This window comes from uncultured Brevundimonas sp., assembly GCF_963974615.1.
Lineage (GTDB): Bacteria > Pseudomonadota > Alphaproteobacteria > Caulobacterales > Caulobacteraceae > Brevundimonas.
On record NZ_CAXBDH010000015.1, the window covers coordinates 1 to 22,764 of the forward strand.

Below are 22,764 nucleotides of genomic sequence, written 5' to 3' on the forward strand. Positions count from 1 at the left end.
TCCAGCTTCCCCGGCCTGGACCGGATGGACAACCTATTGAGAGCTCACATCTAGGGCCGGTTAACTGCCGCGCCCGGAGTCCACGAAGGCCCTGATCGACGGCCATGTGCTGTCGCTTGACCGGGCTCCATCGCAGGCAATATTCTTGAGGAATTCCAGATAGCTGTTTCGAACCACATCGTCCCAGGGAACGTCCGAATCGTCGAACCGGTCCATCTCGGCCCCGTCATCGCCGTACCCGATGTTCAGAATCGACCGCACCTGCCGTGCCGCACAGCGGAAGACGAATTGATCGACCGAGTAATGGTAGTCCGATGCGGTTCCGGTCCGCGGCACCTTGGCCACCATGATGCTGGTCACATCACCTTCGACGGCAATACTGTCGACGTCGGCCAGATAGGCGGCCGTGCTGTTGTAAGAAAATTTGTGCCAGTTTTCGGCGGCGGCGGGCCCGGCGACCAGCGCCAGGGTGACGGCAGCGAGTGACAACAGGGTTTTCATCGGATCCTCCCCAGAACGATGGATCACCATGATCGCCCTCAGGCGGAAATTGGCAAGGGCTGACGTTACCGCGCCCTATCCTCCCAGGGCGTCCAGCACGGCCTTGCCGTAACGATCCAGCTTCGTCTGCCCGACCCCGGAGATATGGCCCAGGGCGTCCAGGCTGCCCGGCTCCGCCACGGCGATCTCCAGCAGGGTCTTGTCCTGGAAGATGACATAGGGCGGCACCTTCTGTTCGGCCGCCCGCTCCCGCCGCCAGACCCGCAGCAGTTCGAACCGGGCCCGGACGTCGGCATCCATGGCCTCGACTGCGGCGTTACGACCGGTGCGGGTCCGTTCACGCGGCGCGCTCGCCCGTGCCGGAGCCTGCCGGACCTCGATGACCCGTTCGCCGCGATAGACGCCGCGCACGGCTTCGGCCTCGCCCAGCCGGATCAGCGGCTTGCCCTCGTTCGGGTCCTCGACCAGCAGGCCCTCGAACAGCAGATGGTCGATCACATCGCGCCAGCTATGCCGCGACAGGTCCGCCCCGATGGCCCAGGTCGACAGGGCCGTCTCCCACGGCTGCGCATCCTTGGTCCCGCCCAGCAGATGGTCGATGACCCGGTTGCGCCCGAACCGCTCGCCCAGCCGCTGCACTGCCGCCAGCGCCTTCTGGGCCGGCACGGTGGCGTCGAACAGGGCCGGCGGATCGCCGCAGATGTCGCAGACGCCGCACGGTCCGGCATCCGTCTCGCCGAAATAGCGGCGCACCGCCTGGGGCCGGCACACGGCGCCGTCCAGCATGGCGAACAGCTGGCGCGCCTTGCGCACCTGCACCGCCTTGACCACCTCATCCATCGGCCGCCCGTCCAGCCGCTTCAGTGTCCAGGCGATGTCCGACGGCCCGTACAGGGTGATGCCTTCGGCCGGTTCCCCGTCGCGTCCGGCCCGGCCGATCTCCTGCCAGTAGGCCTCCAGCGACCCTGGCGGATCCGCATGGATGACGAAACGCACGTCGGCCTTGTCGACCCCCATGCCGAAGGCGATGGTCGCCACCATCACCGCCCCGTCCTCGGCCAGAAACCGCGCCAGCAGCCGGTCGCGCTCCCGGGCGTCCATCCCGGCGTGATAGGCGATGGCATTGGTCCCCGCGTCGCGCAGGGCACTGGCCACCCGTTCGCAGCCGTCGCGCGAACCGCAGTAAACCACCCCCGACTTGCCGCGCCGCTCACGCACCAGGGCGATCACATGGGCGTCGGTGCGGGCCCGCGACGCCGACGCCTTGCGCTCGGCCGACAGCTGCAGATTGGGCCGGGCGAAACTGTCGACGAAGACCTGGGCATCATCCAGCCGCAGCGATTTGACGATGTCCTCGCGGGTCCGGGCGTCGGCCGTCGCGGTCACGGCGATGCGCGGCACGCCCGGGAACAGCTCGGCCAGACGGCCCAGGGTCCGGTAGTCGGGGCGGAAATCATGGCCCCACTGGCTGACGCAATGGGCCTCGTCGATGGCGATCAGGCTCAGCGGCAGTTCGTGCAGACGGTCAATCAGATGCGGCTGGGCCAGGCCCTCGGGCGACACATACAGCAGGTCCAACTCCCCGGCCCGGGCCTGACGCCAGATCTCCGACCGGTCGTCCATCGACACGCCGGAATCCAGCCGCGCCGCGGCCACGCCCTGCTGTTTCAGCGCCTCGACCTGATCGGTCATCAGGGCGATCAGTGGCGACACCACCAGCCCCAGACCGGGACGCAGCATGGCCGGGATCTGATAGCAGACGCTCTTGCCCCCGCCGGTCGGCAGCACCGCCAGCACGTCACGTCCGGCCATGATCTCGGCTACCACATCCGCCTGCAGTCCGCGGAAATCTACGTGACCCCAGACCTTTTCCAGCGTCGCGCGGGCCGTCTCCAGCAGGGCGGTATCGGTGGCGGGCAGGGCAGTGGGCGAGTCGGCGAACATGGCCGGGTTGTGCCCGATCTGTTCCGGGGTGTCACACGCCTTCTGGCCGGATCAATCCCGCAGCAGCTCGTTGACCCCGGTCTTGACCCGGGTCTGGGCGTCGACCCGTTTGACGATGACGGCGCAGTACAGCGACGGCCCGCCCTTCGGATCGGGCATCGCTCCGGGAACCACGACGGAATAGGCCGGTACCTCGCCACGGAAGACCTCGCCGGTGGCGCGGTCGACGATCCGGGTCGAACCGGACAGATAGACCCCCATGGCCAGCACGGCCCCTTCGCGGACTATGACGCCTTCAGCGACCTCGGCCCGGGCTCCGATGAAACACCCGTCCTCGATGATGGTCGGATTGGCCTGCAGCGGTTCAAGCACCCCGCCGATCCCGGCCCCGCCGGACAGGTGCACATTTTTGCCGATCTGGGCGCAGGACCCGACCGTGGCCCAGGCGTCGACCATTGAGCCCTCGTCGACGAAGGCCCCGATGTTCACGAAACTGGGCATCAGCACCACGTTGCGGCCGATGAAGGCCCCCTGGCGCACGATCGACCCGGGCACAGCCCGGAAGCCGGCAGCCTGGAAATCGGCCGCACCCCAGTCCCCGAATTTGCTCGGCACCTTGTCCCAGAAGGGACCGAGCCCGGGGGCGTGGTCGGACGACAGTGGGTTGGCCGGGCCGCGCTCGCCGGCGCGCATGATCCGGTTGTCGTTGAGCCGGAACGACAGCAGCACCGCCTTTTTCAGCCACTGATGGGTGGTCCAGACGCCGTCCTCGCCACGCGAGGCGACCCGGGCCTGTCCCGAGTCCAGCAGGGCCAGGGCCTGATCGACGGCGTGGCGGGTCCCGCCGTGGGTGGCCGGGGAAACCTGGGCCCGGTCCTCCCAGGCGACCTCGATGACGGCTTCCAGATGGGCGTGATCGGTCATGGAGTAGCGTCTCCCGGTGTCAGTTCGGCGGTGCCGAGAAAGGTGGCGAGGGTGGCGGTGCGATGGTCGACATAGTCGGCCTCGACATCGAAGGCGTGGGCCCCGACCAGCACTGTGGTCATGCCGATCGCCTTGGCCGGAGCCAGGTTTCGGGTCGTATCCTCGAAGAAGGCGGCACCGGTCGGGGCAATGCCGAATCGTTCCGTCATCCGGGCGAAGGTGCGTGGATCCGGTTTGGGGATCAGGTCGGCGTCCTCCAGCGCGAACAGGTCGGTGAACAGGTCGGCCAGATTGAGTCGTTCCAGGACCCGTTCGGCATGGGCCAGGGAGCCGTTGGTAAAGATCAACCGGGGTCCATCCAGTCGCTGCAGGGCGACGCGCATGCCCGGGTCGGGGACCAGGGCATCCAGAGGGACATCATGGACCTCGGCCAGAAAGTCATGCGGATCGATACGGTAGTTGGCCATCAGTCCGGCCAGCGAAGTGCCGTAGTCGCGCAGATAGCCCTTCTGCACCACCATGGCCGCGTCTGCCGCCAGACCCGAGGTACGCACGACAAACTGGTTGATGCGCTTTTCGACCAGTTTCATGAACTGGCTTTCCGGCGGGTACAGAGTGTTGTCGAGGTCAAAGACCCAGCTGCGAACATGACGCAGGTCCGCGCCGGTCCCGGCCGGTGCGGGGTCGGGGCGGGCTGTGGCTGGGTTCACGCCTGCACCAGCGTTCCGGCCCCGTGCTCGGTGAACAGTTCGACCAGCATGGCGTGGGGCCGTCGACCGTCGAGAATGACCACGGCCTCGACCCCGGCCCGAACCGCCGAAATGGCCGTCTCCAGCTTGGGGATCATGCCGCCGGTCGCCGTTCCGTCACGGATCAGGCCCTCGGCTTCGGCGATGTTCATCTGGCGGATGATCTGGCCGTCCGTGCCCTTCACGCCGGGCACGTCAGTCAGCAGCAGCATGCGCTTGGCGTTCAGCGACCCGGCGATCGCCCCCGCGACGGTGTCGGCGTTGACGTTATAGGTCTGTCCGTCCTCGGCCACGCCGATAGGCGCGATGACGGGGACCCAGTCCGCGTCACTCTCGATCAGCCGCACGATCAATTTGGCGTCGACCTTCGTCGGCTCGCCGACAAAGCCGAGATCGACTTCATGTTCGATCATACTGTCGGGGTCGCGCCGGGTCCGTTTGGTCCGCTCGACCGTCAGCAGGCCGGCGTCCTTGCCCGACAGGCCGATGCCGCGCACGTCGGCCTCCTTGCCGGCGACGGTGATCCAGTGCGCGATCTCCTTGTTGACCGCACCGGACAGGACCATTTCGGCGACCTGCATCGTGTCCTTGTCGGTCACCCGCAGGCCGTCGACGAAGCTGGATTTAACCCCGGCCTTTTCCAGCATGGCGCTGATCTGCGGCCCACCGCCGTGTACGACGACGGGATTCACCCCCATCAGTTTCAGCAACACCACATCGGCGGCAAATTGGCGGGCTACGGCGCTCTCGCCCATGGCGTGGCCGCCGTATTTGATGACCACGGTCTCGCGGTCATAGACCTGGATGTAGGGCAGGGCCTCGGCCAGCGTCTTCGCTGTGTCCCAGCCCCGGTCCTCGGATTGGCGTTCGGTCTCATCCATGATGGCGGCTCGATAGCGGGCGGGATCGTTCCTGTCACGGTGAAACCCCCTATGGTGGTCCCAACCCGTGCGCAAGGCTGTGGTGCCGTGGCCGTCATGCGCCCGCAGCTGCCGGTCACCATCTAGTGAAGGGAGCAGATGGTGGGTAGCTTGCCGTTCATCCCGTTCGCTCTACTGTGTGACTCACATTGTGAGTGCTGGATTTCCCCCATGTTCGACAGCTTCGCTGAAAATAGCTCCAATATTGTCCGTTTCGTCGAAGGCGGCGGCGATGGTGGGGGCAGCGTCAGTCCCGACACCGACTATTTCGGCGCGATCTCCAGCTACGCGATCTGTGGCTGCTGCGGCCGTTTTCATGCAGTGAACGATGGAACGGGTGGCGGTTTGTCGGCCCTGTTGAACGGGGACGACCGCGGTGGTTTCGGCACCAACGGCAAGCCGTCACTCAGCATAACCGACGCGGCGGCCCAGATCACCCGTACGGGCTTGAGCTGGTCGAGTTTCCCCGGTCAGTTCGCTGTGGTGACTTATGCCTTCCGCGATACGGCACCGGGAACCATGCCGACGGACACCACGGGGTTTTCCCAGTTCACCACGACCCAAATCACGGCCACCCTCCAGGCGCTGGCCGCCTGGTCTGATGTCGCCAACATCACATTTCAGCGGGTCAGTGACGCCGGGTCCAACTATTCGAACAATGCCACCATCCTGTTCTCCAACTATTCCGGCGGAGTGTCAGGGGCGGCGGCCTTTGCCTATTTACCGGGATCTGCAGCGAGCAGCTCGGCCAGTGGCGATGTCTGGACCAATTCGTCCCTGTCCTACAACGCCACTCCTGTCATGCTGGCCTATGGCCAGCAGGTCCTGGTGCATGAAATCGGGCATGCTATCGGCCTGAGCCATCCGGCCGCCTATAACGCGGCCGAGGGCGTCAGCATCACCTATTCGGCTGATGCCATCTATTTCGAGGACTCTCGCCAGTACTCGGTGATGAGCTATTTCAGCGAGAGCAATACCGGCGGAAATTACAACACGTCGGGCGGCGCGCGTCAGTATTCTGCGGTTCCCCTGCTGGATGATATCGCCGCCGCACAGCGGCTGTACGGGGCCAATACGACCACACGGACCGGCGACACGGTCTACGGGTTCAACTCGACGGCAGGTCAGGCCTGGTTCAGCGCGGTCAACTCACTGAGCGTTCTGATTTTTGCCGTCTGGGACGCCGGCGGTATCGATACATTCGATTTCTCTGGCTACAACGTCGCCCAGACCATCGACCTGCGCCAGGGAGCCTTCTCCAGTGTCGGCGGCCTGGTCGGCAATGTGGCCATTGCTGTCGGGGCCGTGATCGAGAACGCCATCGGCGGCTCGGGCGATGACACTATCCGGGGCAACTCTGCCAACAATCGCATCACGCCAAATGGCGGCAACGACATCATCGACGGTGGGCTGGGAATCGACACGGTTGTCTTCGGCGGCCTGCGCTCGGCCTATACGATCACCTGGAACGGGGCGGTAGGGACCGTCGTTGGCGGTGGCTACACCGTCACGTTGACCAACGTCGAGTTTCTCGCCTTTTCCGACCAGACCATAGCTGCGGCCCCGACCGGTGGCATTATCGTTGCCGGTGACATCACCAGCGAAACGATCAACGGCACGGCTTTTGCCGATACTATCGGTGGCCTGGGCGGCAATGACATCATCAACGGTCTGGGCGGGAACGACTATCTGGACGGGGGCTCGGGCAACGATACGCTGAATGGCGGTGACGGCGACGACATCCTGATCGGAGGCCTCGGCAATGACGCCCTGAACGGCGGCAATGGCTGGGACGTGGCGGACTATACCGGTGCCGGTGCCGGGGTGAACGTCAATCTGGCGACCGGGACCGCAACGGGTGGCGCGGGCAACGATACATTGACCGGGATAGAGGAGGTCCGGGGCAGCGCCTACAATGATGTCCTGACCGGCGATGGTGGCAACAACATCCTTCGCGGCGGTGGCGGTATCGACACCCTGAATGGCGGCGGTGGAAATGACCGGCTCTATGCGGGTGCGCCGGGTCAGACGGGCGGCGCGCCCGACATCATCAAGGGCCAAGCTACCACCAATGGAAGTATCGGCGCGGCTGTAACCCTAGCCGGTTCCTACGATCTTCTGCCGCGCACCGACGTTGTGAGTTCCACGACCATTCCGCACGCGACGGTCGTCGCCACGACCCATGGCGGCGTCGAATATTATGCGGTGACGGTTCTGGCCGGGGATACGGTCATTTTCGACATCGATAATGCCAGCTTTGACAGCACCCTTCGTCTGTACGACGCTGGCGGTACCCAGCTGGCGAATAATGACGATGGCGGTCCCGATAATACCGGCACGGATTCTTATCTGACGTACACGTTTGCAGCCTCGGGCACCTATTACATTGAGGTCGGCCTTTGGCTGTCCAATACCGGGTCCACCTTCACGAGCGGTCCGCCGGCGGCGGGTGGAACCTATCTGCTGCACGTCTCGGTCCCGAGCGCGCCGGTGGCTCCGATCATTCTGGTCGGCTCGACCCTGAACGGTGAGGTCGGCGACGATATTCTTGTCGGCGGCTCGGGCAATGATACGCTCAACGGCGGAAGCGGATGGGACGTCGCTGACTATACGGGGGCCGGGGCGGCGGTGACCGTCAACCTGGCCACCGGAACCGCCTCGGGCGGAGCCGGCAATGACACCCTGTCCGGAATCGAGGAGGTCTGGGGCTCGGCCTATAACGACACTCTCACCGGCGACGGGGCCAACAACATCATTCGTGGCGGCGGTGGTAACGACACCCTGGACGGCGGCGGCGGCTATGATGTGGCGGCCTATGGCGGCGTGCGCCGCGGGTACACGGCGTCCTCGACCACCGTCAGTGGCGGCCTCGACGGCGGCACGGATACCTTGATCAATATCGAGGCGGCGTCCTTCATCGACGGTACCCTGACGTTCGAGGTCACCAGTATGGCGGCGCAATTGATGCGGCTTTACAGCGCCGCCTTTGATCGCGTGCCCGACGCCCTTGGCTATGAGATCCAGCTGAATGCGCTGGAAAGCGGGGTCACGGCCCTCGATATGGCGAACCGCTTCATCACCTCGGTCGAGTTCGTGACGCGTTTCGGCGTCCTGACCGACCGGCAGTTTGTGGACCTGATCTACCAGAATTCGGTGAACCATGCCGGGGACCCGACCCAGGCCGCGGCCTATGCGGCGGCGATCACGGCGGGGACGACGACCCGAGCCCAGGTGCTGCTGACCCTGGCCGAAGCCGGCGAACACCTGACCGTTTCGGCCCCGACCCTCAATGCCGGTCTTTGGGTCGGCGACGATCAAACCCTGGCCATCGCCCGGCTCTATGACACCATCCTGAACCACATGCCGGACGAGGCGGGTCTGGTGGCCTGGCGCTCGGCTCTCGATAACGGCACGACCCTGCTTCAGGTGGCCCAGGCCCTGTTCAGCTCGGCCGAAGGGGTGGCCCGTTTCGGTAGTCTGTCCAATGCCCAGTTCGTTGATCTCGTCTACCAGACAGCTCTGGACCGTGCCGGGGACGCCGGCGGCATCGCTGCCTACAACGCCGGCCTGTCCGGCGGCGGCATCACCCGGGTACAGATGCTGCTCGAATTCTCGGAAAGTGCCGAACATGTACGGCTGACTGTGCCTCTGTGGGTCAATGGCGTCCCGACGCTCGAACACCCGGTACTGGCTCCGGCGGCGGCACCGCTGTTTGATGCCCACCTCACCCCCTGGATGGCCACGGACGACCCTGCCAAGGACCACGGTGGAGCCCAGATCCTCCCCGGCGAGGACGATGGCTTTCTGATCCCGGCGTCCCGGACGGGCGGCGACGCGTTTGTGCGCGGTTCGCTCCTGCTGTCCAGCCTGGACGGTGACGATTTTCTTATTGGCAAGAATGTCGATTTGATGCCGCAGGTACTGCCCGGTCTGGACACTGCCACGCACGCCGGTCTGGGGCAGGAGTCTGAGTTTGGTGCCCTTGGGCTACATCAGGCTTGGGCCGATCGGTTCATGGCCGTCCTGGACAATGGTGACATCCAGAATTTCCCCACCTCCTCGACGGATGATGGCTGGCATCATCTGACCGCTCCTGATCATTGGGCCATCTGAGGTCCGGTTCGCCCGCAAGCGCATTTGGGTGGATCAGGACTTCGTCGTGGGAGCCCGGACGGCCGTCTCGATTTCGGCGATGATCTTGGTGGCCGTGCGATCGCTGTCGATGGTGTCGAGCATGAAGCCGATCACGCCGATCGACTGACGGTGTCGCGAGATCGACCCCGTGGGCGTTTCCGTGGTGTCCGGTTCGCTGATCCGGAGATGAACGGCTCCGTCGACGATAGCCCCGGCCGGAATCCGCGCATCCAGCCAGGACACTTCCCCGGAGGTCAGTCGTCCGCGGGCGACTGCGGCCATGCCGACCATGATCGTATAGTCAACTCTGTGGCGGGACGGGCCGCGCAGCCCCATGACCAGACGCAAGTCTCTGACGGGCTCCGACTGTGGCATTCGAAATACCAGCTCGGCCCCGTCGCCCGTCGTCCAGCACCCCCAGGTGTCCGGCGCGGCCCAACCCTCGCCGGTGCGGAAGATCTCGGCTGACATCAACCCGGTCTTGAGGCGGGTCGCAGTGAGGCGGCCGAGCGAATAGGCGCGGCCAGGTTCGACCGGCGGCACCGGAATGGCCGCCGCGGTTTCGCCGGGTCCTGACTGTTCGTTCCAGTGCACCACGCAATCGACGATCTCCTGACCCAGGTCTCGCCAGGACCGGGGCCGGAACGTCCGGGCGATCTGTTCCTCCAGGTCCTGACGGAAGTCAGGCTCGAACAGCATCCGTTCCAGCTGCGCCAAAAGGTCCACCGGATCGCCGGAACGGAAATAGGTCGCGAACTCGCCCCCGGCCTCGGGCAGGGACGACGCATCGGACGCCAGCACCGCCTTGCCGTGACACAGGGCTTCGGTCACCGGCAGGCCCCAACCTTCGTACAGGCTGGGGTAGAGGGTGAAGGCGCAGGTGCGGTAGAGGTCGGCGAGGTCGGCGTCGGAAACGCCCGACACCATGATGACCCGGGATCGCAGGACCGGATCGGAGTCCAGCAGCGCGAATACAGCGTCGTTGAGCCAGCCGCGGGCCCCGACACAGACCAGGGTTGGTATAGTCCCGGCTCCGTGACGGTCGATCAGCACTCGCCACGCCTGGAAGGCCGCGATGTGATTCTTGCGCGATTCCACGGTCGAGACGAACAGGACGAATCTGTCTGGACACAAACCCAGCCGGGGCAGGATGCCGTCATCGGTGGTGCCCGGTCCCGGCTTGCGGAAATCGGCGTCCAGACGAATGACATGCACATCATCGGCGTCGATGGCCTGCCCCAGCCGGCTGGCGACAGCGATAAGGTCACGGCGGGATGCCTCGGAATTGGTCAGGAAGTGACCTGCGTGGCCGACGATGCCGACGGCCCAGCTGATGAAGTCCCGCGTCAGGGCGGGGGTGCAATGTTCCGGAGCCATGACCGGGATCATGTCGTGGACGAAGGGAATGTAGCGGACCCCCCGCAGTCGCCGGATATTGCGCAGTTTGAGGAAATAATTCTGTAGCCACCATGACGTCCCCAGATTGATCAGCCAGGCTCCCTCGGGGAAGGCGAGCGCCGGAGCCAGTCCGGTTTCCAGGTCCAGGTCGTACCGTACAGTCAGCCAGGCTGCTTCGTTCAGCGCCCCACCAGCCAGGGCCTGCGTCGTCAAGCCCAGAAACAGGTTGGCCGGGATCTCGACCCAGTCATCCCGGTCCTCGATGAAGGCGCAGACGGAGATGTGGGCGTCCGCTGGTGGGTCCCGCAACAAGGCTGTGATGACCTCGATCTGGACCCTCTGGATGCCGGTCGGCAGGCGGGCGTCGCGGAAATAGGCGATCAGGTCGGAGGTGTCGAAGATCAGGGCTGGACGGGCTGAACGCCGTCGTCCTGCACCGGTAGCCAGGGCCCTGACCGCTTTCAGGCCGGCTCCAAGCCGTTTCAGCGCTGCCTCAAGGTGTCCGGTCAGAGTCTCCGCATCCGTGTTCCGACGGTGGGTCTGGCTGGTTCGGGCCCGCACGGCCCCGACGATCTCAGGGTCGAGCACCAGGCCGTGGCGGACCAGGTCGCGCAGCTCCTTGACCGGGTCAGGGTGGGCCGGGTCCAGGACCGCGGCGCGGGCATAGGCCGCGGCGGCGGCGTCGCGTCGCCCGGACATCTTCAGGGCGTGGCCGAGCTGCAGGTGGGTGTCGGCGACGTCGGGGGCCCGCTCCAGGGCGGCCTGATAGGCTCTGAGCGCGCCTCCCAGGTCGCCACTCTCCTTGAGGGCGTGGCCGTACTGGACCCACAGGTCGGCCCGGTCACCATTGACGGCCAGGGCGGCGGCATAGGCGCGGACGGCGGCTGGCCAGTCATGGCGGTCCCGCGCGGCGTCGGCCGCATCGACCAGGGCTGTGGCGGAAGTCGTCGTCATCCTGCCGGTATCGTCATGTCCGTCGGGGTCATGAGAGCCGCGACACCGTCACTCCCTGGAATTCCAGCATACCGTCCAGAGCTCCCTCGGTCAGGATCAATCGCGTTTCTGCGGCCGCTGTCGCCTGCCAGCGATGATCGATCTCGAGATTGTACACGCCCGGGCGACCGGGCACGAAGGCGTGGCTGGCAAAGTCGGTCAGGCTGCCCCATTCCAGCCGGTAATGATGTTTGCAGGCTGTCTCATCGACGGTGAACCGCACCCGGGCCCGCCAGACTCCCGGTTCCAGGTCGACATAGGGGCCGAATACCAGTGGCCGTGGCGGTCCGGTGACGTCCAGCATGAACGGCGTCTCGCCGACCGCGGTCCGGCGCGGGTCCAGGGTGAAGCGTTCCGGAAGCCAGTGAAGCGACGGATTCTGGCCGGCCTCACTCCCGATTCCCAAACGCGGACTCATGCGGCGCGCAGCCAGGTGTAGATTTCGACCGCCTCACCGACGTCGTCGAACAACTTGGCCTTGCCGCCTTCGATCACCAGCGCCTGCTGGCAATGGGTGGCGACCAGATGGACGTCGTGCGAGGCCATGATGAAGGCGCGTTGGGCGCGGTGCTCGAACAGCGCCGTCTGGCATTTCTGCTGGAAGCGAGCATCCCCCACGGCGACCAGTTCGTCGATCAGATAGCAGTCGAATTCGATGGCCAGGGACAGGCCGAAGGCGAGACGTGCACGCATGCCGGATGAATAGTGTTTGACCGGTGATCGCAGGGCGGAGCCCAGCTCGGCAAAGTCGTCGACCCGGTCCAGCAGCTCATGAAAGTCACGCCGGTAGAGCCGCGCCAGGAAGCGGATGTTGTCCAGTCCCGAAAGGCTGCCCTGGAAACCACCGCCGAAACCGATGGGCCAGGATGACGTCATCCGCCAGTCGATCTGGCCCTCACCCGCCGGCAGGACGCCGCCGAGAATCTTGATCAGCGTCGACTTGCCTTGACCGTTCCGTCCCAGCACAGCCAGCCGTCCCGATCGGGCGAGTTCAAACCCCAGGCCCGAAAACACCGGCTGCGTGGCGCGCCGCCAGGTCTTGCCCAGCCCCTCGACCCGGAGTCCCGCCGGTTCCACGTCCGTCATCAGCCCTGCCTGTGTTCGCGAACTCCGGCCCAGACCAGCCAGCCGATACCGTAGACCAGCAGGGTACTGGCCAGGACGGTCAGTATGGCCAGCCAGCGGCGGGGTTGTCGCGCCTCGTCCGGGCGGTTCGGGCTGACGATACGTTCCAGATACAGGGTCTGACGCCGGGCCTCCTGCTGGGCGACAACAAGGGCCGCCGAGGCTTCGGCGAGTTGTTCGCCGGCGAATTCACGCTCCTGCACCAGATCTTCATAGGCGCTGACCCGTGGAGCCAGCGACCCCGCATTGCCGGCGATCTTGGCACGTTCGATCTCAATCTGACGTTCAAAGGCGGCGATGCGGCTGTCGAAGCCCGGTAATCGGGGGCTCTGGGGCGCTTCGGCGGCCAGTTGCGAACGCTCCGCCTTCAGGGCCGCGACCGTGGCCATCAATTCACCGATCAGCTGTCCGCCCTCCGTCGCCGTGCGGACGGGGTCGATGAAACGTTCACGGTTGCGGAAGGCGACCAGCCGTTGCTGGGACGCAGTCAGGCGGGCGCGGGCCTCGGCCCGGGATTGCTCGGCGGCGGCGACGGCATCCGCCCGGGCCCGGACATTGAGCCGGTTGACCAGTCGTTCGCCGCCTTGCAGCAAGGTCTCGGCCAGCCCCTGGGCGTCCCGGGGGCGAAAGGCCTCGACGCGGAGGGTGCTGATCCCGGTGGTGGAATCATAGCCCACGGTGACGAAGCGCTGATAGCCGCGGTGCAGTCCCTCGAACGACCGGCTTTCCCATGGGCGCGGGTAACGAGACAGGACGTCGACTCCGGGTGGCCCCAACAGGGAGGCGACATCGTATCGTGTTCCCAGATCCTTCAGGCCGTCGCGCGAGCGAATGTATTCATGGACCGCGAAGGCGTCGGTCTGGGCACCGGGCAGGCCGGCGCCCAGCAGGGCCATGCCGAGGGCCGAGGGTTGGGCCTGGGCCGGAGCCCGCACGATGAAACGGGCCTCCGACACATATCTGGGTGCGGCGATCAGCAGGTAGTAGATCGCGGCCAGCACGGTCGGCACGACCACGATCAGCAGAAAAGGCCAGTGCCTTTGCAGCCATTGCCGGAGGCCGGGTCCGGTTACGTGCGGCTCTGTGCCCGGCAGCGGGCCCAGATAATCGAGGCGGGGTTCGCTCATGTCCGGCAGGTGTCCTGGGTCGCGGTCCTATTCGGCATCGATACGGTCCTTGGCCCCGGCCAGCAGGATCATGCCGGTGAAATTGAATATGGCACCCCAGGCCAGGGCGTAGAGTGGCGCGTAACGGGTAGCCACGAATTCGCCGAACACACCAGCCCGGATCATCTCGACCGGATGAGGAAACGGCAACAGTAGATAGGCGTCCTGGTAGGCGGCCGGTATCCACGACACCATGAAGAAAACGCCTGAAATCGGGATCAGGGCATAGGTCAGCAACGGCACGATCCGCTCCATAACCTCAAACCTCAGGGCCAGGGCACTGAGGGTGATCGCCAGTCCCATCGCCATCCAGCCGAGCAGCAGCCAGCCCCCGTACAGAAGGAGCCAGTCATGCGGTGCCGACACCTCACCCAGTGCCATCAGGAAGGCGTAGACGATGATGAAAGCCCCGGTAGCGCCGCCGAACTCCAGCAGATTGCGCGCGATATAGAGGTGCAGGATCGTTATCTGGCGATGATGCAGCAGGCCGACGTTCGCCTGGACCGCAGCCAGGCTGTACGAAATCTGGTGCCGCATCAGCAGCAGGGCCATATAGCCGGTCATCACGAACGGCCCCAGTCGCACGCCGTGCTCATAGTCCGGTTTGATGATGTGCCACATCAGCAGAACGCCGAGGCAGAACATCAGCGGCTCACCGATCAGCCACAGGAACCCCAGGCCTTCACGGCCATAGCGGGTGATCAGCTCCCGCATCATCAAGGCACCGACAATGCGGGAATGTTGTGGGAGGAAGCCCGCACTCATGGTCAGGAACCGGTCATGGTCATGGTGGCGGTGGCCTGTGAGACAGCGAACACGGGCGATCATACCGGAGCTGACCGGTGAAGCCAGCGCGATGATCCGGCCCCCGGGTGTGTCGTCCCGAGGCCGCGGCGACGAGACGGGCGGGTCCGCTTGCCAATCTTGAACACAGGGCCTTAGGCTTGTCCGTTCGGGCCGCGCCGCCCGGAGTCATCAGCCTGGGAAAGGACGGAATATTGCATGCCAGGTCCGACCCCTCCCTGATCCGGACCGGTCCCGTTCCCCGCCCTCTCGCCTGCAGGCGTTTTCTGATTGTGACGATACCCTTCGGGCCGTTCGCCGGTGTCCTGGCGGACGCGTTGACGGAACGCGGAGCCGGGGTGGCGCGCATGATTTTCAATGCCGGTGATCTGTTGTCGTGGCGTCGCCGGGAAGGGCTGGCCTATCGCGGAAATGCCGGGGCCTGGCCGCAGCGACTGGCTGAACTGGTGCCGAATTTTACCGACGTCGTCATTTTTGGCGAGGGCGGTCCCTACAACCGGGCGGTTGTGGCTCTGGCCCCGACGATGTCCGCCCGGCTCTGGGTGCTCGAGAACGGCTATTTTCGCCCCGACTGGGTCACGGTCGAGCGGGGCGGGGTGAACGCCGCCAGCCGCCTGCCAAGAGATCGTTCAGCCTATTCGGTGGCGGTCCCCGAGGGGCCGGTGCCGCGATCGGTCGGGCGAATTCTGCCGCACCATGTGATCAACATCAGCCTGCACCATCTGGTCCAGGTTCCGGGCCGGATTCTGTTTCCCCGCTATGCACCCGCCTATACGGCCCCGGCCTGGCTTCAGTGCGCCGGTCACATCCGCCGCTACCTTGCCGGCCTGCTCAGACCCGTTCGGGAGGCGGACAGCGGCACCATCGCTGCGCGGGGCCCATTTTTTCTGGTCTGTCTGCAGCGTGAGGGGGACACCCAGTTGCTGCGCTATTCGTCGCTGCCCGACAATACGGCCTTCCTCGCCGAGGTGATGAGCAGTTTCGTTCGCCATGCTCCGGCGGATGCCCGACTGGTGGTCAAGAACCATCCGCTGGATCCGGGTCTGCTGGATCTGCGCCGGGTTACCCGGTCGTTGACCATCGAGCGCGGTCTGGATGGCCGGGTCGATTTCATCGACGGCGGCAATCTGGCGGATCTGTGCCGGGCGTCGCGCGGCATGGTGGTCAACAATTCCAGCGCTGCCCTGTCGGCCCTGGGGTTCGGCACCCCGGTCAGGGTATTGGGTGACGCCTTTTTCGATTTCGAAGGCCTGACGGACCAGCAGGCCCTCGATGCTTTCTGGAAGGCCCCCGAGCCGCCCGACGCGGACCTGTTCCGGCGCTTTCGCGCTACTGTCATCGTCCAAACCCAGATCAACGGCAGCTACCATGCCCCCGGAGCCGTTCGCGACACCGCGGCCCGTCTGGCCGAAGTTTTTGCGGCCGGTTGAAACCGGACGCCGTTCTCTGACGTATGGATATGAAGGCGCTGTTCGCCCGGCAACCACGCAGGCCCCCTGATGTTCCATCGCCGTCGTCTGCTTCCCGTCCTGCTGGTTCTCGTTATCGCTGCCTGTTCGGGAAGCGACCCCGCCGAAAGTGCGCCCGCCCCCTCACCCCAGGACAGCGGTCGACGCGAGACGGCGGTCTTTGCCGGTGGCTGCTTCTGGTCGACCGAGGCCAATTTCGAACATATGCCGGGGGTGATTTCAGCGGTGTCGGGGTTTACCGGCGGCACGGCTCGCTATCCGACCTACAATCAGGTGGTTCGTGGCGGGACCGGCCATGTGGAGGCGGTCCGGGTTACCTTTGATCCGGTGCAGATCAGCTACCGTCAATTGGTGGATCGGTTTTGGCTGACCATCGATCCGACCGACCCCGACGGCCAGTTCTGCGATCGGGGCCCGTCCTATGCGACGGCGGTGTTCGCCAACGCCGCCCAGAAGCCTGTGGCCGAGGCGTCCCGCCGTGCTGCCGTCGCGCGGCTGGCCCCGGCGCGCTTTGTAACGCCGGTCCGCGATGCGGTCAGGTTCTGGCCGGCAGAACGCGAACATCAGGATTTCGCTCGGCTAAATCCCGTTCGTTACGCAGGCTACAGCCGTTTCTGCGGACGGGCGGCGCGACTTCAGGCCGTCTGGGGTCGGGCACCCGGTCCGGAGTGATCAGAAGGTGTGGCCTTCCGGCCACCTTTCTCGCCTGTCACATCACCGTCACACGACTGTCGTCGCAGCTTCGGACTGCGGCCTTAGATGAACATTGTATTGACAGGCCAGCGCCTGCCGCGGGCCTTGGTGCCTTCACCATCTGGGGAAAGATGAAAATGATGAACCGCAAACGCGTGTTCTGGGCGACGACCGCCCTGTTCAGTGGCCTTCTGGCCGCCGGTGCGGCTTCGGCCCAGTCGTCGGGTACGGCGGCCTTCGAAGCGACCAAGCTTGATGATATTGTTGTTCAGGGTCGTCGTGGGCCGTTGACGCTCGACGGTGCCATTGTCGCCGAGAACGCTTCCAAGTCACGCGCCTCGATCACTGAGGAGTATATCCAGACCCAACCGGCCGGTCAGTCGATCCTGAATTCGATCAATCTGATCCCCGGCGTGAATTTCACCAATAATGACGCCTACGGTTCGGCCGGCGGTGACCTGACCATCCGCGGTTTCGACGCCGCGCGCGTCTCGCTGACCGCCGATGGTATCCCGCTCAATGACACCGGCAACTACGCCATCTATTCGAACCAGCAGCTCGACCCCGAGCTGATCGAGCGTGCCAACGTCAACCTCGGCACGACCGACGTCGACAGCCCCACGGCCTCGGCGACCGGCGGCACCGTCAACTATATCACCCGTCGTACCCGCGACGAATTCGGTATCATCGCCCAGCCGTCGATCGGCGAGGAAGAGTACCGCCGCCTGTTCCTGATGATGGACACCGGCGCGTTCGGTCCCTGGGGCACGGAAGCCTGGCTGGCCTATTCCAGCACGGACTACAATCACTTCAAGGACCCGGGCGGCATCAAGAAGACCCAGTACAACGGTCGTCTGTACCAGTCTCTGGGCGACAACGGTGACTTCCTCGCCCTGACCGGCCATTACAACCGCAACCGCAACAGCTTCACCCGTCGGGTCTCGCTGGCCGACTTCAACGCCGGCAACGCCTTTAACGTCGTCAACTCCGTGGACTCGTCCTACACCAGCATCAATCCGTCCAACACGGGCAATATCCGCGGGTCGTCGCGTTTCACCCTGTCGGATCAGCTGACCCTGACGATCGACCCCTCGTTCCAGTACGTTCTGGCCAACGGCGGCGGCACCAGCAACTGGCGTGAAACGGACCTGCAGCTGCGTGGGAACTCCGGCGCTGCCGGTGTGGATCTGAACGGCGACGGCGACATCCTCGACACCGTCACCCTGTATCGTCCCAATACCACCAACACTCATCGCTATGGTGTGACCAGCTCGCTGGTCTGGCGTCCGAACGAGGACAATACCTTCCGTCTCGCCTACACTTACGACTACGGTCGTCACCGTCAGACCGGCGAAGTTGGCTATATCCAGCCCGGCGGTCGTCCGGAAAACCCGTTTGCGGGCCGCGACGGTACCCCGGTGTCGTTGCCGGACGGCACCATCCTGCGTCGTCGTGACCGTCTGTCCTACGCCGAACTGAACCAGATTTCGGCCGAATATCGTGGCTCGTTCATGGCCGATACGATCAGCATTTCGCTGGGTCTGCGTGCACCATTCTTCAGCCGTGAGCTGAACAACTACTGCTATCAACGCGATACCTTCAACGCCTATTGCACCACCCAGACGCCGACCGTCACCAACCCCGACGGTACGGTTCAGTTCCCCGCTTCGGCGCTGAACTCCAGCGCGAGCAATCGCTATGGCCGGCCGCGTTCGTTCGACAAGAAATACGAAGCCGTGCTGCCGAACGCCGGTGCCACTTGGCGCTTCGCAGAAAACCAGTCCCTGTACGCCAGCTATGCCGAGGGCTTTTCGGCTCCGCGAACCGATGACCTGTACGACCGGTTCGACGTCAATCCGGCTCCGGAAACGACCAACTCCTACGACCTGGGCTATCGCTACCAGACGGCGGGTCTGATCGCTTCGTTCGCTTTGTGGCATACGGACTACACGAACCGCATCGTTCGCACCTTTGACGAAGCGGCCGGCATCTTCCTGACCCGTAACGTCGGCGATGTGATGCTGCAGGGCTTCGACGGTCAGGTCGGGTTCTCGCCGTTCGAGAATTTCAGCCTGTACGGTTCGGTTTCGTACACCGACAGCGAGGTCAAGGACGACCTGCCGGATGGTGTGATCCTGGGAGTTCCGCAGTTCATCGCTACCGCCGGCAAGGAACTGGTGGAAACGCCGAAGTGGCAGTACGCCCTGCGTGCCGACTATTCGGTCGGCAACTGGGATATGGGCCTCCAGGGCAAATATGTCGGCGAGCGTTTTGCGACCGACGACAATCTGGAAGTCGCTCCGAGCTACACCGTCTGGGATCTGGACATGCGTTACACCTTCACCGCTATCGGTGCGCCGAACTGGTGGGTGCAGCTGAATGTCACCAACCTGTTCGACGAAGCCTATCTGGGTGACATCTCGACCCGGACCACCGGCAACGCCTCGTATCAGCTGGGTGCTCCGCGCACGGCCATGATGACCCTGCGGACCGCTTTCTAAACACGGTCTGTCAGTCGACGAATGAGGGGGGCGGACCGGAGACGGTTCGCCCCTTTTGTCATTGAGGGACCCGGACTCCCGCACCCTGAGTTGAACTCGGGGGTCGCCGTGTCTATCTGGCGCGGCTAGCCTGTCGTGCCCGTATCAGGATGTCCGTCGTCGCCATGACCCCCACGCTCCAACCGATCCCCGCCGAATGGGCTCCGCACCGCGTCATGTGGGTCGGCTGGCCCAGCCATGCCGAGCTGTGGGAGGGTCACCTCGACCCGGCCCGGGATGAGGTCGAGGCCCTGGTGCGGGCCCTGGCCGGCCCGGGCCGCGAGCAGGTCAAATTGCTGATCGGAAATGAGGCGGCGCTGGGTGATGCTCGTGCCCGGTTTGCCGGGGTGGCCGGCGTGGAAATCGTCGCCGGCCGGTTCGGCGATATCTGGCTCAGGGACACCGGCCCGGTCTTCGGTCCGGGGGCGATGACGGCCAATGCCTTCCGCTTCAATGGCTGGGGCGGGAAATACGACTTCCCGTACGATGACGAGGTCGCCGGCCAGATCGCGACCGCATCGGGCGTGGCCCTGATCCGTCACGACTTCATCCTCGAGGGCGGGGCGCTTGACCATGACGGTGCCGGTACGGTCCTGACCACACGCCAGTGCCTGCTGAATCCCAATCGAAATCCGGGCTGGACCGAGGCCGCCGCCGCGACGGCCCTCGGTCAGGCGCTCGGTGCCCGCAAGGTGCTGTGGCTCGGCGACGGACTGTTGAACGATCATACCGACGGTCACGTCGACAACCTCGCTCGCTTCGTTGCGCCGGGCGTGGTCGCCTGTCCGGTCGCCTGGGGCCGCAACGATCCTAATGACGAAGTCTATGACGCCACGGCCCGGGCCCTGTCGCAGATGATCGACGCGGACGGCGGGGCGATCCGGGTGCTGCGCATCCCGTCCCCGGGCTTCGTTCCCGACGAGGATGAGCGGCCGGTTCCGGCCAGCCACATGAATTTCCTCATCGCCAACGGAGCGATCATCGTCCCCACCTATGGGGACGCCCGGGCCGCTGACCTGGCCGGTCAGGCCCTGGCGACCGTATATCCGGATCGCGAGATCATCCTTCTGCCCTCGACCGCCATTCTCACCGGCGGCGGGTCCTTCCACTGCATCACCCAGCAGGAGCCTGCCTGATGGCCCGCACAATCTCCGTCGCCGCCCTGCAAACCGCCTATGGCGAGGACATGGACGCGAACATCGCCAGGACCATCGATCTGGTCCGTGGGGCGGCATCGCGGGGCGCGCAGGTGATCCTGCCGTCCGAACTGTTCCAGGGTCCCTATTTCTGTGTCACCCAGGAGGAGCACTGGTTCGCCACCGCCCATCCGTGGCGCGAACACCCCTGCGTTACCGCTCTGGCCCCGGTCGCCGCCGAACTGGGGGTGGCCATTCCGGTGTCGATCTTCGAGCGCGAGGGCCCGCACTACTATAATTCCATGGTCATGCTGGACGCCGACGGCTCGCCGATGGGCGTCTATCGCAAGAGCCATATTCCCGACGGTCCGGGCTATCAGGAAAAATATTATTTCCGCCCGGGGGATACGGGCTTCAAGGTCTGGAACACCCGCTTTGGCCGGGTCGGCGTCGGCATCTGTTGGGACCAGTGGTACCCCGAGACCGCCCGGGCCATGATGCTGATGGGGGCCGAGGTGCTGATGTATCCGACCGCCATCGGGTCCGAGCCGCATGACAGTGAGCTGGACACTGCCCTGCCCTGGCAGCGTGCCATGCAGGGTCACGCCGTATCGAATGTGGTGCCTGTGGTCGGGGCCAACCGTATTGGCCACGAGCAGGTCACCGGGACGGGTCAGGACTTCTACGGCTCATCCTTTATCGCTGATCATCGCGGCGACCTGGTCGAGAGCTTCGATCGAAAGGAGGAGGGGGCCCTGGTGCATACCTTCGACCTGGACTTCCTTGATCGTCACCGGGCCGCCTGGGGCTTTTTCCGTGATCGCCGGACCGACCTGTACGGCTCCCTGGTCGCGCCGCGACCGGCCTGAGGCTCGTTCAGGGCTGCGACGACGAAAAAACCAGGCGCTCGGCAGCGCAGCCGGGGTTGGTCAGGCCGGTGGACCGGGCCACGGCCACTTCCGCCCGGGCGAGTTCCAGATCGGCCTGGAAGGCCGGCGTTGCGGCCGCGGCTGTGTAGGCCTCACGACCGAGATCCTCGCCGGCCTCGACGTCAGACGGCCAGTTCAGAGCACAGACAGCGGGGCTGAAGGCGACCTCATGGCCGCTGGCGCGCGCTGCGGCCGCGCGATCAGGGGCGAGGGCGGCGAAGGTTTCACCATAGGCGGCGGCGACAGCGGCGGCGGCTGACGGATAGGAGGACGCAGTCCGCGTGGCCTCGGTCAGGCGCAGGCACACGCGCCGGTCCGGATCGACGGCTGCCGGGCGGGACCGGACATTTCGCTCCCGCGCGATTGCCGCGGCGGCACCGATATCAAGCTGAAGCCGGGTCATCAGCCGGGTCAGGACCGGGCTTGAGGCGCTGTACAGACGGGTTCCGATGGCACAGTCAAAATGCTGGGCGGCGAGGGGCGGTCGCAATTCGGCATGGGCAATGGCCATCAGCCAGCGATCACCACCCTCCAGTTCGCTCAAGGCCTGTGATCGGGCGCGATCAGCCTGATCGACGGCCGAGCCGGGTTCCGGTGCCGGGGTGACGGCGTCGGCCAGGCGGTTCACGTCGACGCTCGCAAGGTAGCCTGTCGGAGCGGCCACGGGTTCGGTCACCGGGGTCGGAGCACTGGCGCAGGCGCAGGCCAGCAGCGCGGGCACGGCAACCGCCGCCCCGCGCAGGGACATCACCGCCCGGCACTCCAGGTCAGTTGAACCGCGGTCGTTCCGTCATCGACAGGGTCAGCGACAACCTGCAGGCTGGCACCGCTGCCATCCGCGGCCGCAGCCCCGTAGGCGCGTGCGCCACTCTGGTTCATGGCCATGACAGAGGCCAGTCCGGCCGCTTCGGCCTGTCGCTGGTAGTGGGCGACGACGGTCGCCGGGTCGGCGTGGGTGGTAAAGGAGACGATACCGCCGGGACCGGTCGGGCCGTTCGACAGGGTCGGCGTGCCTGACACCTGTCCGCCAGGAAAGACGGCGGCATATTCGGGCGTTCCGGAGCGAGTGACCGTGTGGCGGTTCAATGGGGCCGCGTGCGGAGTCGTGTCGGCGTCGGGACGATCAATCGCCGCCTCGCCGTTCCCACAGCCTGCGAGCGCTGTCGTCATCGCCAGGATGACCACTGCCATGCTGCGCTTCATTCCGTATACGTTCCCGGGACTGTTCTGCCTGTGAGCTCACCGTGACCCAAGGATGCGGCAACGACAAGGCGGTTTGCGCCCGGGCCTGTCGGCTCGGGCAACAGGGCCGGGAGTCCTGGCCCGACCTTGGTGTACG

General features: G+C 65.3%; 18 protein-coding genes. 6 read left to right on the forward strand and 12 right to left on the reverse strand.

Features of this window, described 5'->3' with window-relative positions; genetic code table 11:
- Window positions 1–60 precede the first annotated feature (60 nt).
- The 5 genes from AAC050_RS11300 to argB form a co-directional block, all read right to left on the reverse strand.
- Window positions 61–501, reverse strand: a complete 441-nt coding sequence (locus AAC050_RS11300) for a surface-adhesin E family protein (RefSeq protein WP_339915191.1) — start codon at window positions 499–501, stop codon at window positions 61–63.
- 75 nt (window positions 502–576) lie between these two features.
- Window positions 577–2,445: a DNA helicase RecQ gene (gene recQ, locus AAC050_RS11305; protein ID WP_339915192.1), complete on the reverse strand. Its 1,869-nt coding sequence runs from the start codon at window positions 2,443–2,445 to the stop codon at window positions 577–579.
- Between the two features lie 51 nt (window positions 2,446–2,496).
- The gene (gene dapD, locus AAC050_RS11310) at window positions 2,497–3,369 is read right to left on the reverse strand and encodes a 2,3,4,5-tetrahydropyridine-2,6-dicarboxylate N-succinyltransferase (protein WP_339915193.1); all 873 of its coding nucleotides are present in this window, start codon (window positions 3,367–3,369) and stop codon (window positions 2,497–2,499) included.
- Window positions 3,366–4,079 carry a pyrimidine 5'-nucleotidase gene (locus AAC050_RS11315; RefSeq protein ID WP_339915194.1) on the reverse strand — a complete coding sequence of 238 codons (714 nt, stop codon included), beginning with the start codon at window positions 4,077–4,079 and terminating at the stop codon, window positions 3,366–3,368. Before AAC050_RS11315 ends, dapD begins: the two co-directional genes overlap by 4 nt.
- Window positions 4,076–4,999 carry an acetylglutamate kinase gene (argB, locus tag AAC050_RS11320; RefSeq protein ID WP_339915195.1) on the reverse strand — a complete coding sequence of 308 codons (924 nt, stop codon included), beginning with the start codon at window positions 4,997–4,999 and terminating at the stop codon, window positions 4,076–4,078. The genes AAC050_RS11315 and argB overlap by 4 nt, the downstream gene beginning before the upstream one ends.
- A gap of 210 nt (window positions 5,000–5,209) precedes the next feature.
- Between argB and AAC050_RS11325 the strand changes: the two genes are divergently transcribed.
- Window positions 5,210–9,151, forward strand: coding sequence for a M10 family metallopeptidase C-terminal domain-containing protein (locus AAC050_RS11325; protein ID WP_339915196.1), 3,942 nt, complete (start codon window positions 5,210–5,212; stop codon window positions 9,149–9,151).
- Window positions 9,152–9,184: 33 nt separating this feature from the next.
- Here the strand turns inward: AAC050_RS11325 and AAC050_RS11330 are convergent, their stop codons facing one another.
- From AAC050_RS11330 to AAC050_RS11350, 5 genes are read right to left on the reverse strand one after another with little or no spacing between them, the layout of a single operon-like run.
- The gene (locus tag AAC050_RS11330) at window positions 9,185–11,524 is read right to left on the reverse strand and encodes a glycosyltransferase (protein WP_339915197.1); all 2,340 of its coding nucleotides are present in this window, start codon (window positions 11,522–11,524) and stop codon (window positions 9,185–9,187) included.
- 28 nt (window positions 11,525–11,552) lie between these two features.
- Window positions 11,553–11,969: a hypothetical protein gene (locus AAC050_RS11335; RefSeq protein ID WP_339915198.1), complete on the reverse strand. Its 417-nt coding sequence runs from the start codon at window positions 11,967–11,969 to the stop codon at window positions 11,553–11,555.
- A gap of 8 nt (window positions 11,970–11,977) precedes the next feature.
- Window positions 11,978–12,649 (reverse strand): ABC transporter ATP-binding protein, encoded by a 672-nt coding sequence (locus AAC050_RS11340; protein WP_339915199.1) that lies wholly within the window; start codon window positions 12,647–12,649, stop codon window positions 11,978–11,980.
- Window positions 12,649–13,815: a chain-length determining protein gene (locus AAC050_RS11345; RefSeq protein WP_339915200.1), complete on the reverse strand. Its 1,167-nt coding sequence runs from the start codon at window positions 13,813–13,815 to the stop codon at window positions 12,649–12,651. The genes AAC050_RS11340 and AAC050_RS11345 overlap by 1 nt, the downstream gene beginning before the upstream one ends.
- Window positions 13,816–13,842: 27 nt before the next feature.
- The gene (locus AAC050_RS11350; protein WP_339915201.1) at window positions 13,843–14,682 is read right to left on the reverse strand and encodes an ABC transporter permease; all 840 of its coding nucleotides are present in this window, start codon (window positions 14,680–14,682) and stop codon (window positions 13,843–13,845) included.
- Between the two features lie 248 nt (window positions 14,683–14,930).
- On the opposite strand from AAC050_RS11350, the gene AAC050_RS11355 reads away from it, so the two are divergent.
- The 5 genes from AAC050_RS11355 to aguB all read left to right on the forward strand — a co-directional run bounded on the left by AAC050_RS11355 (window position 14,931) and on the right by aguB (window position 21,365).
- Complete coding sequence (locus AAC050_RS11355; protein WP_339915202.1) at window positions 14,931–16,088, forward strand: capsular biosynthesis protein; 1,158 nt, start codon at window positions 14,931–14,933, stop codon at window positions 16,086–16,088.
- Window positions 16,089–16,157: 69 nt separating this feature from the next.
- Complete coding sequence (gene msrA / locus AAC050_RS11360; protein WP_339915203.1) at window positions 16,158–16,799, forward strand: peptide-methionine (S)-S-oxide reductase MsrA; 642 nt, start codon at window positions 16,158–16,160, stop codon at window positions 16,797–16,799.
- A gap of 158 nt (window positions 16,800–16,957) precedes the next feature.
- Window positions 16,958–19,321, forward strand: coding sequence for a TonB-dependent receptor (locus AAC050_RS11365; RefSeq protein ID WP_339915204.1), 2,364 nt, complete (start codon window positions 16,958–16,960; stop codon window positions 19,319–19,321).
- A 164-nt stretch (window positions 19,322–19,485) separates the two neighbouring features.
- A complete protein-coding gene (locus tag AAC050_RS11370) occupies window positions 19,486–20,496 on the forward strand; it encodes an agmatine deiminase family protein (RefSeq protein ID WP_339915205.1) in 1,011 nt (336 codons plus the stop codon).
- Window positions 20,496–21,365 carry an N-carbamoylputrescine amidase gene (gene aguB / locus AAC050_RS11375; RefSeq protein ID WP_339915206.1) on the forward strand — a complete coding sequence of 290 codons (870 nt, stop codon included), beginning with the start codon at window positions 20,496–20,498 and terminating at the stop codon, window positions 21,363–21,365. The genes AAC050_RS11370 and aguB overlap by 1 nt, the downstream gene beginning before the upstream one ends.
- Window positions 21,366–21,372: 7 nt before the next feature.
- Here the strand turns inward: aguB and AAC050_RS11380 are convergent, their stop codons facing one another.
- Window positions 21,373–22,173, reverse strand: coding sequence for a PA-phosphatase (locus AAC050_RS11380; protein ID WP_339915263.1), 801 nt, complete (start codon window positions 22,171–22,173; stop codon window positions 21,373–21,375).
- On the reverse strand, window positions 22,173–22,628 hold the full coding sequence (locus AAC050_RS11385; protein WP_339915207.1) for a hypothetical protein: 456 nt from the start codon (window positions 22,626–22,628) through the stop codon (window positions 22,173–22,175). The genes AAC050_RS11380 and AAC050_RS11385 overlap by 1 nt, the downstream gene beginning before the upstream one ends.
- Between the last annotated feature and the right edge of the window lie 136 nt (window positions 22,629–22,764).

Excerpts from the sequence above, each read along its gene's own strand:
- AAC050_RS11300 (WP_339915191.1), bottom strand. The coding sequence starts at position 501 with ATGAAAACCCTGTTGTCACTCGCTGCCGTCACCCTGGCGCTGGTCGCC.
- recQ (WP_339915192.1), bottom strand. The coding sequence starts at position 2,445 with ATGTTCGCCGACTCGCCCACTGCCCTGCCCGCCACCGATACCGCCCTG.
- dapD (WP_339915193.1), bottom strand. The coding sequence starts at position 3,369 with ATGACCGATCACGCCCATCTGGAAGCCGTCATCGAGGTCGCCTGGGAG.
- argB (WP_339915195.1), bottom strand. The coding sequence starts at position 4,999 with ATGGATGAGACCGAACGCCAATCCGAGGACCGGGGCTGGGACACAGCG.
- AAC050_RS11325 (WP_339915196.1), top strand. The coding sequence starts at position 5,210 with ATGTTCGACAGCTTCGCTGAAAATAGCTCCAATATTGTCCGTTTCGTC.
- AAC050_RS11330 (WP_339915197.1), bottom strand. The coding sequence starts at position 11,524 with ATGACGACGACTTCCGCCACAGCCCTGGTCGATGCGGCCGACGCCGCG.
- AAC050_RS11340 (WP_339915199.1), bottom strand. The coding sequence starts at position 12,649 with ATGACGGACGTGGAACCGGCGGGACTCCGGGTCGAGGGGCTGGGCAAG.
- AAC050_RS11345 (WP_339915200.1), bottom strand. The coding sequence starts at position 13,815 with ATGAGCGAACCCCGCCTCGATTATCTGGGCCCGCTGCCGGGCACAGAG.
- AAC050_RS11350 (WP_339915201.1), bottom strand. The coding sequence starts at position 14,682 with ATGATCGCCCGTGTTCGCTGTCTCACAGGCCACCGCCACCATGACCAT.
- msrA (WP_339915203.1), top strand. The coding sequence starts at position 16,158 with ATGTTCCATCGCCGTCGTCTGCTTCCCGTCCTGCTGGTTCTCGTTATC.
- AAC050_RS11365 (WP_339915204.1), top strand. The coding sequence starts at position 16,958 with ATGATGAACCGCAAACGCGTGTTCTGGGCGACGACCGCCCTGTTCAGT.
- AAC050_RS11370 (WP_339915205.1), top strand. The coding sequence starts at position 19,486 with ATGACCCCCACGCTCCAACCGATCCCCGCCGAATGGGCTCCGCACCGC.
- aguB (WP_339915206.1), top strand. The coding sequence starts at position 20,496 with ATGGCCCGCACAATCTCCGTCGCCGCCCTGCAAACCGCCTATGGCGAG.
- AAC050_RS11380 (WP_339915263.1), bottom strand. The coding sequence starts at position 22,173 with ATGTCCCTGCGCGGGGCGGCGGTTGCCGTGCCCGCGCTGCTGGCCTGC.
- AAC050_RS11385 (WP_339915207.1), bottom strand. The coding sequence starts at position 22,628 with ATGAAGCGCAGCATGGCAGTGGTCATCCTGGCGATGACGACAGCGCTC.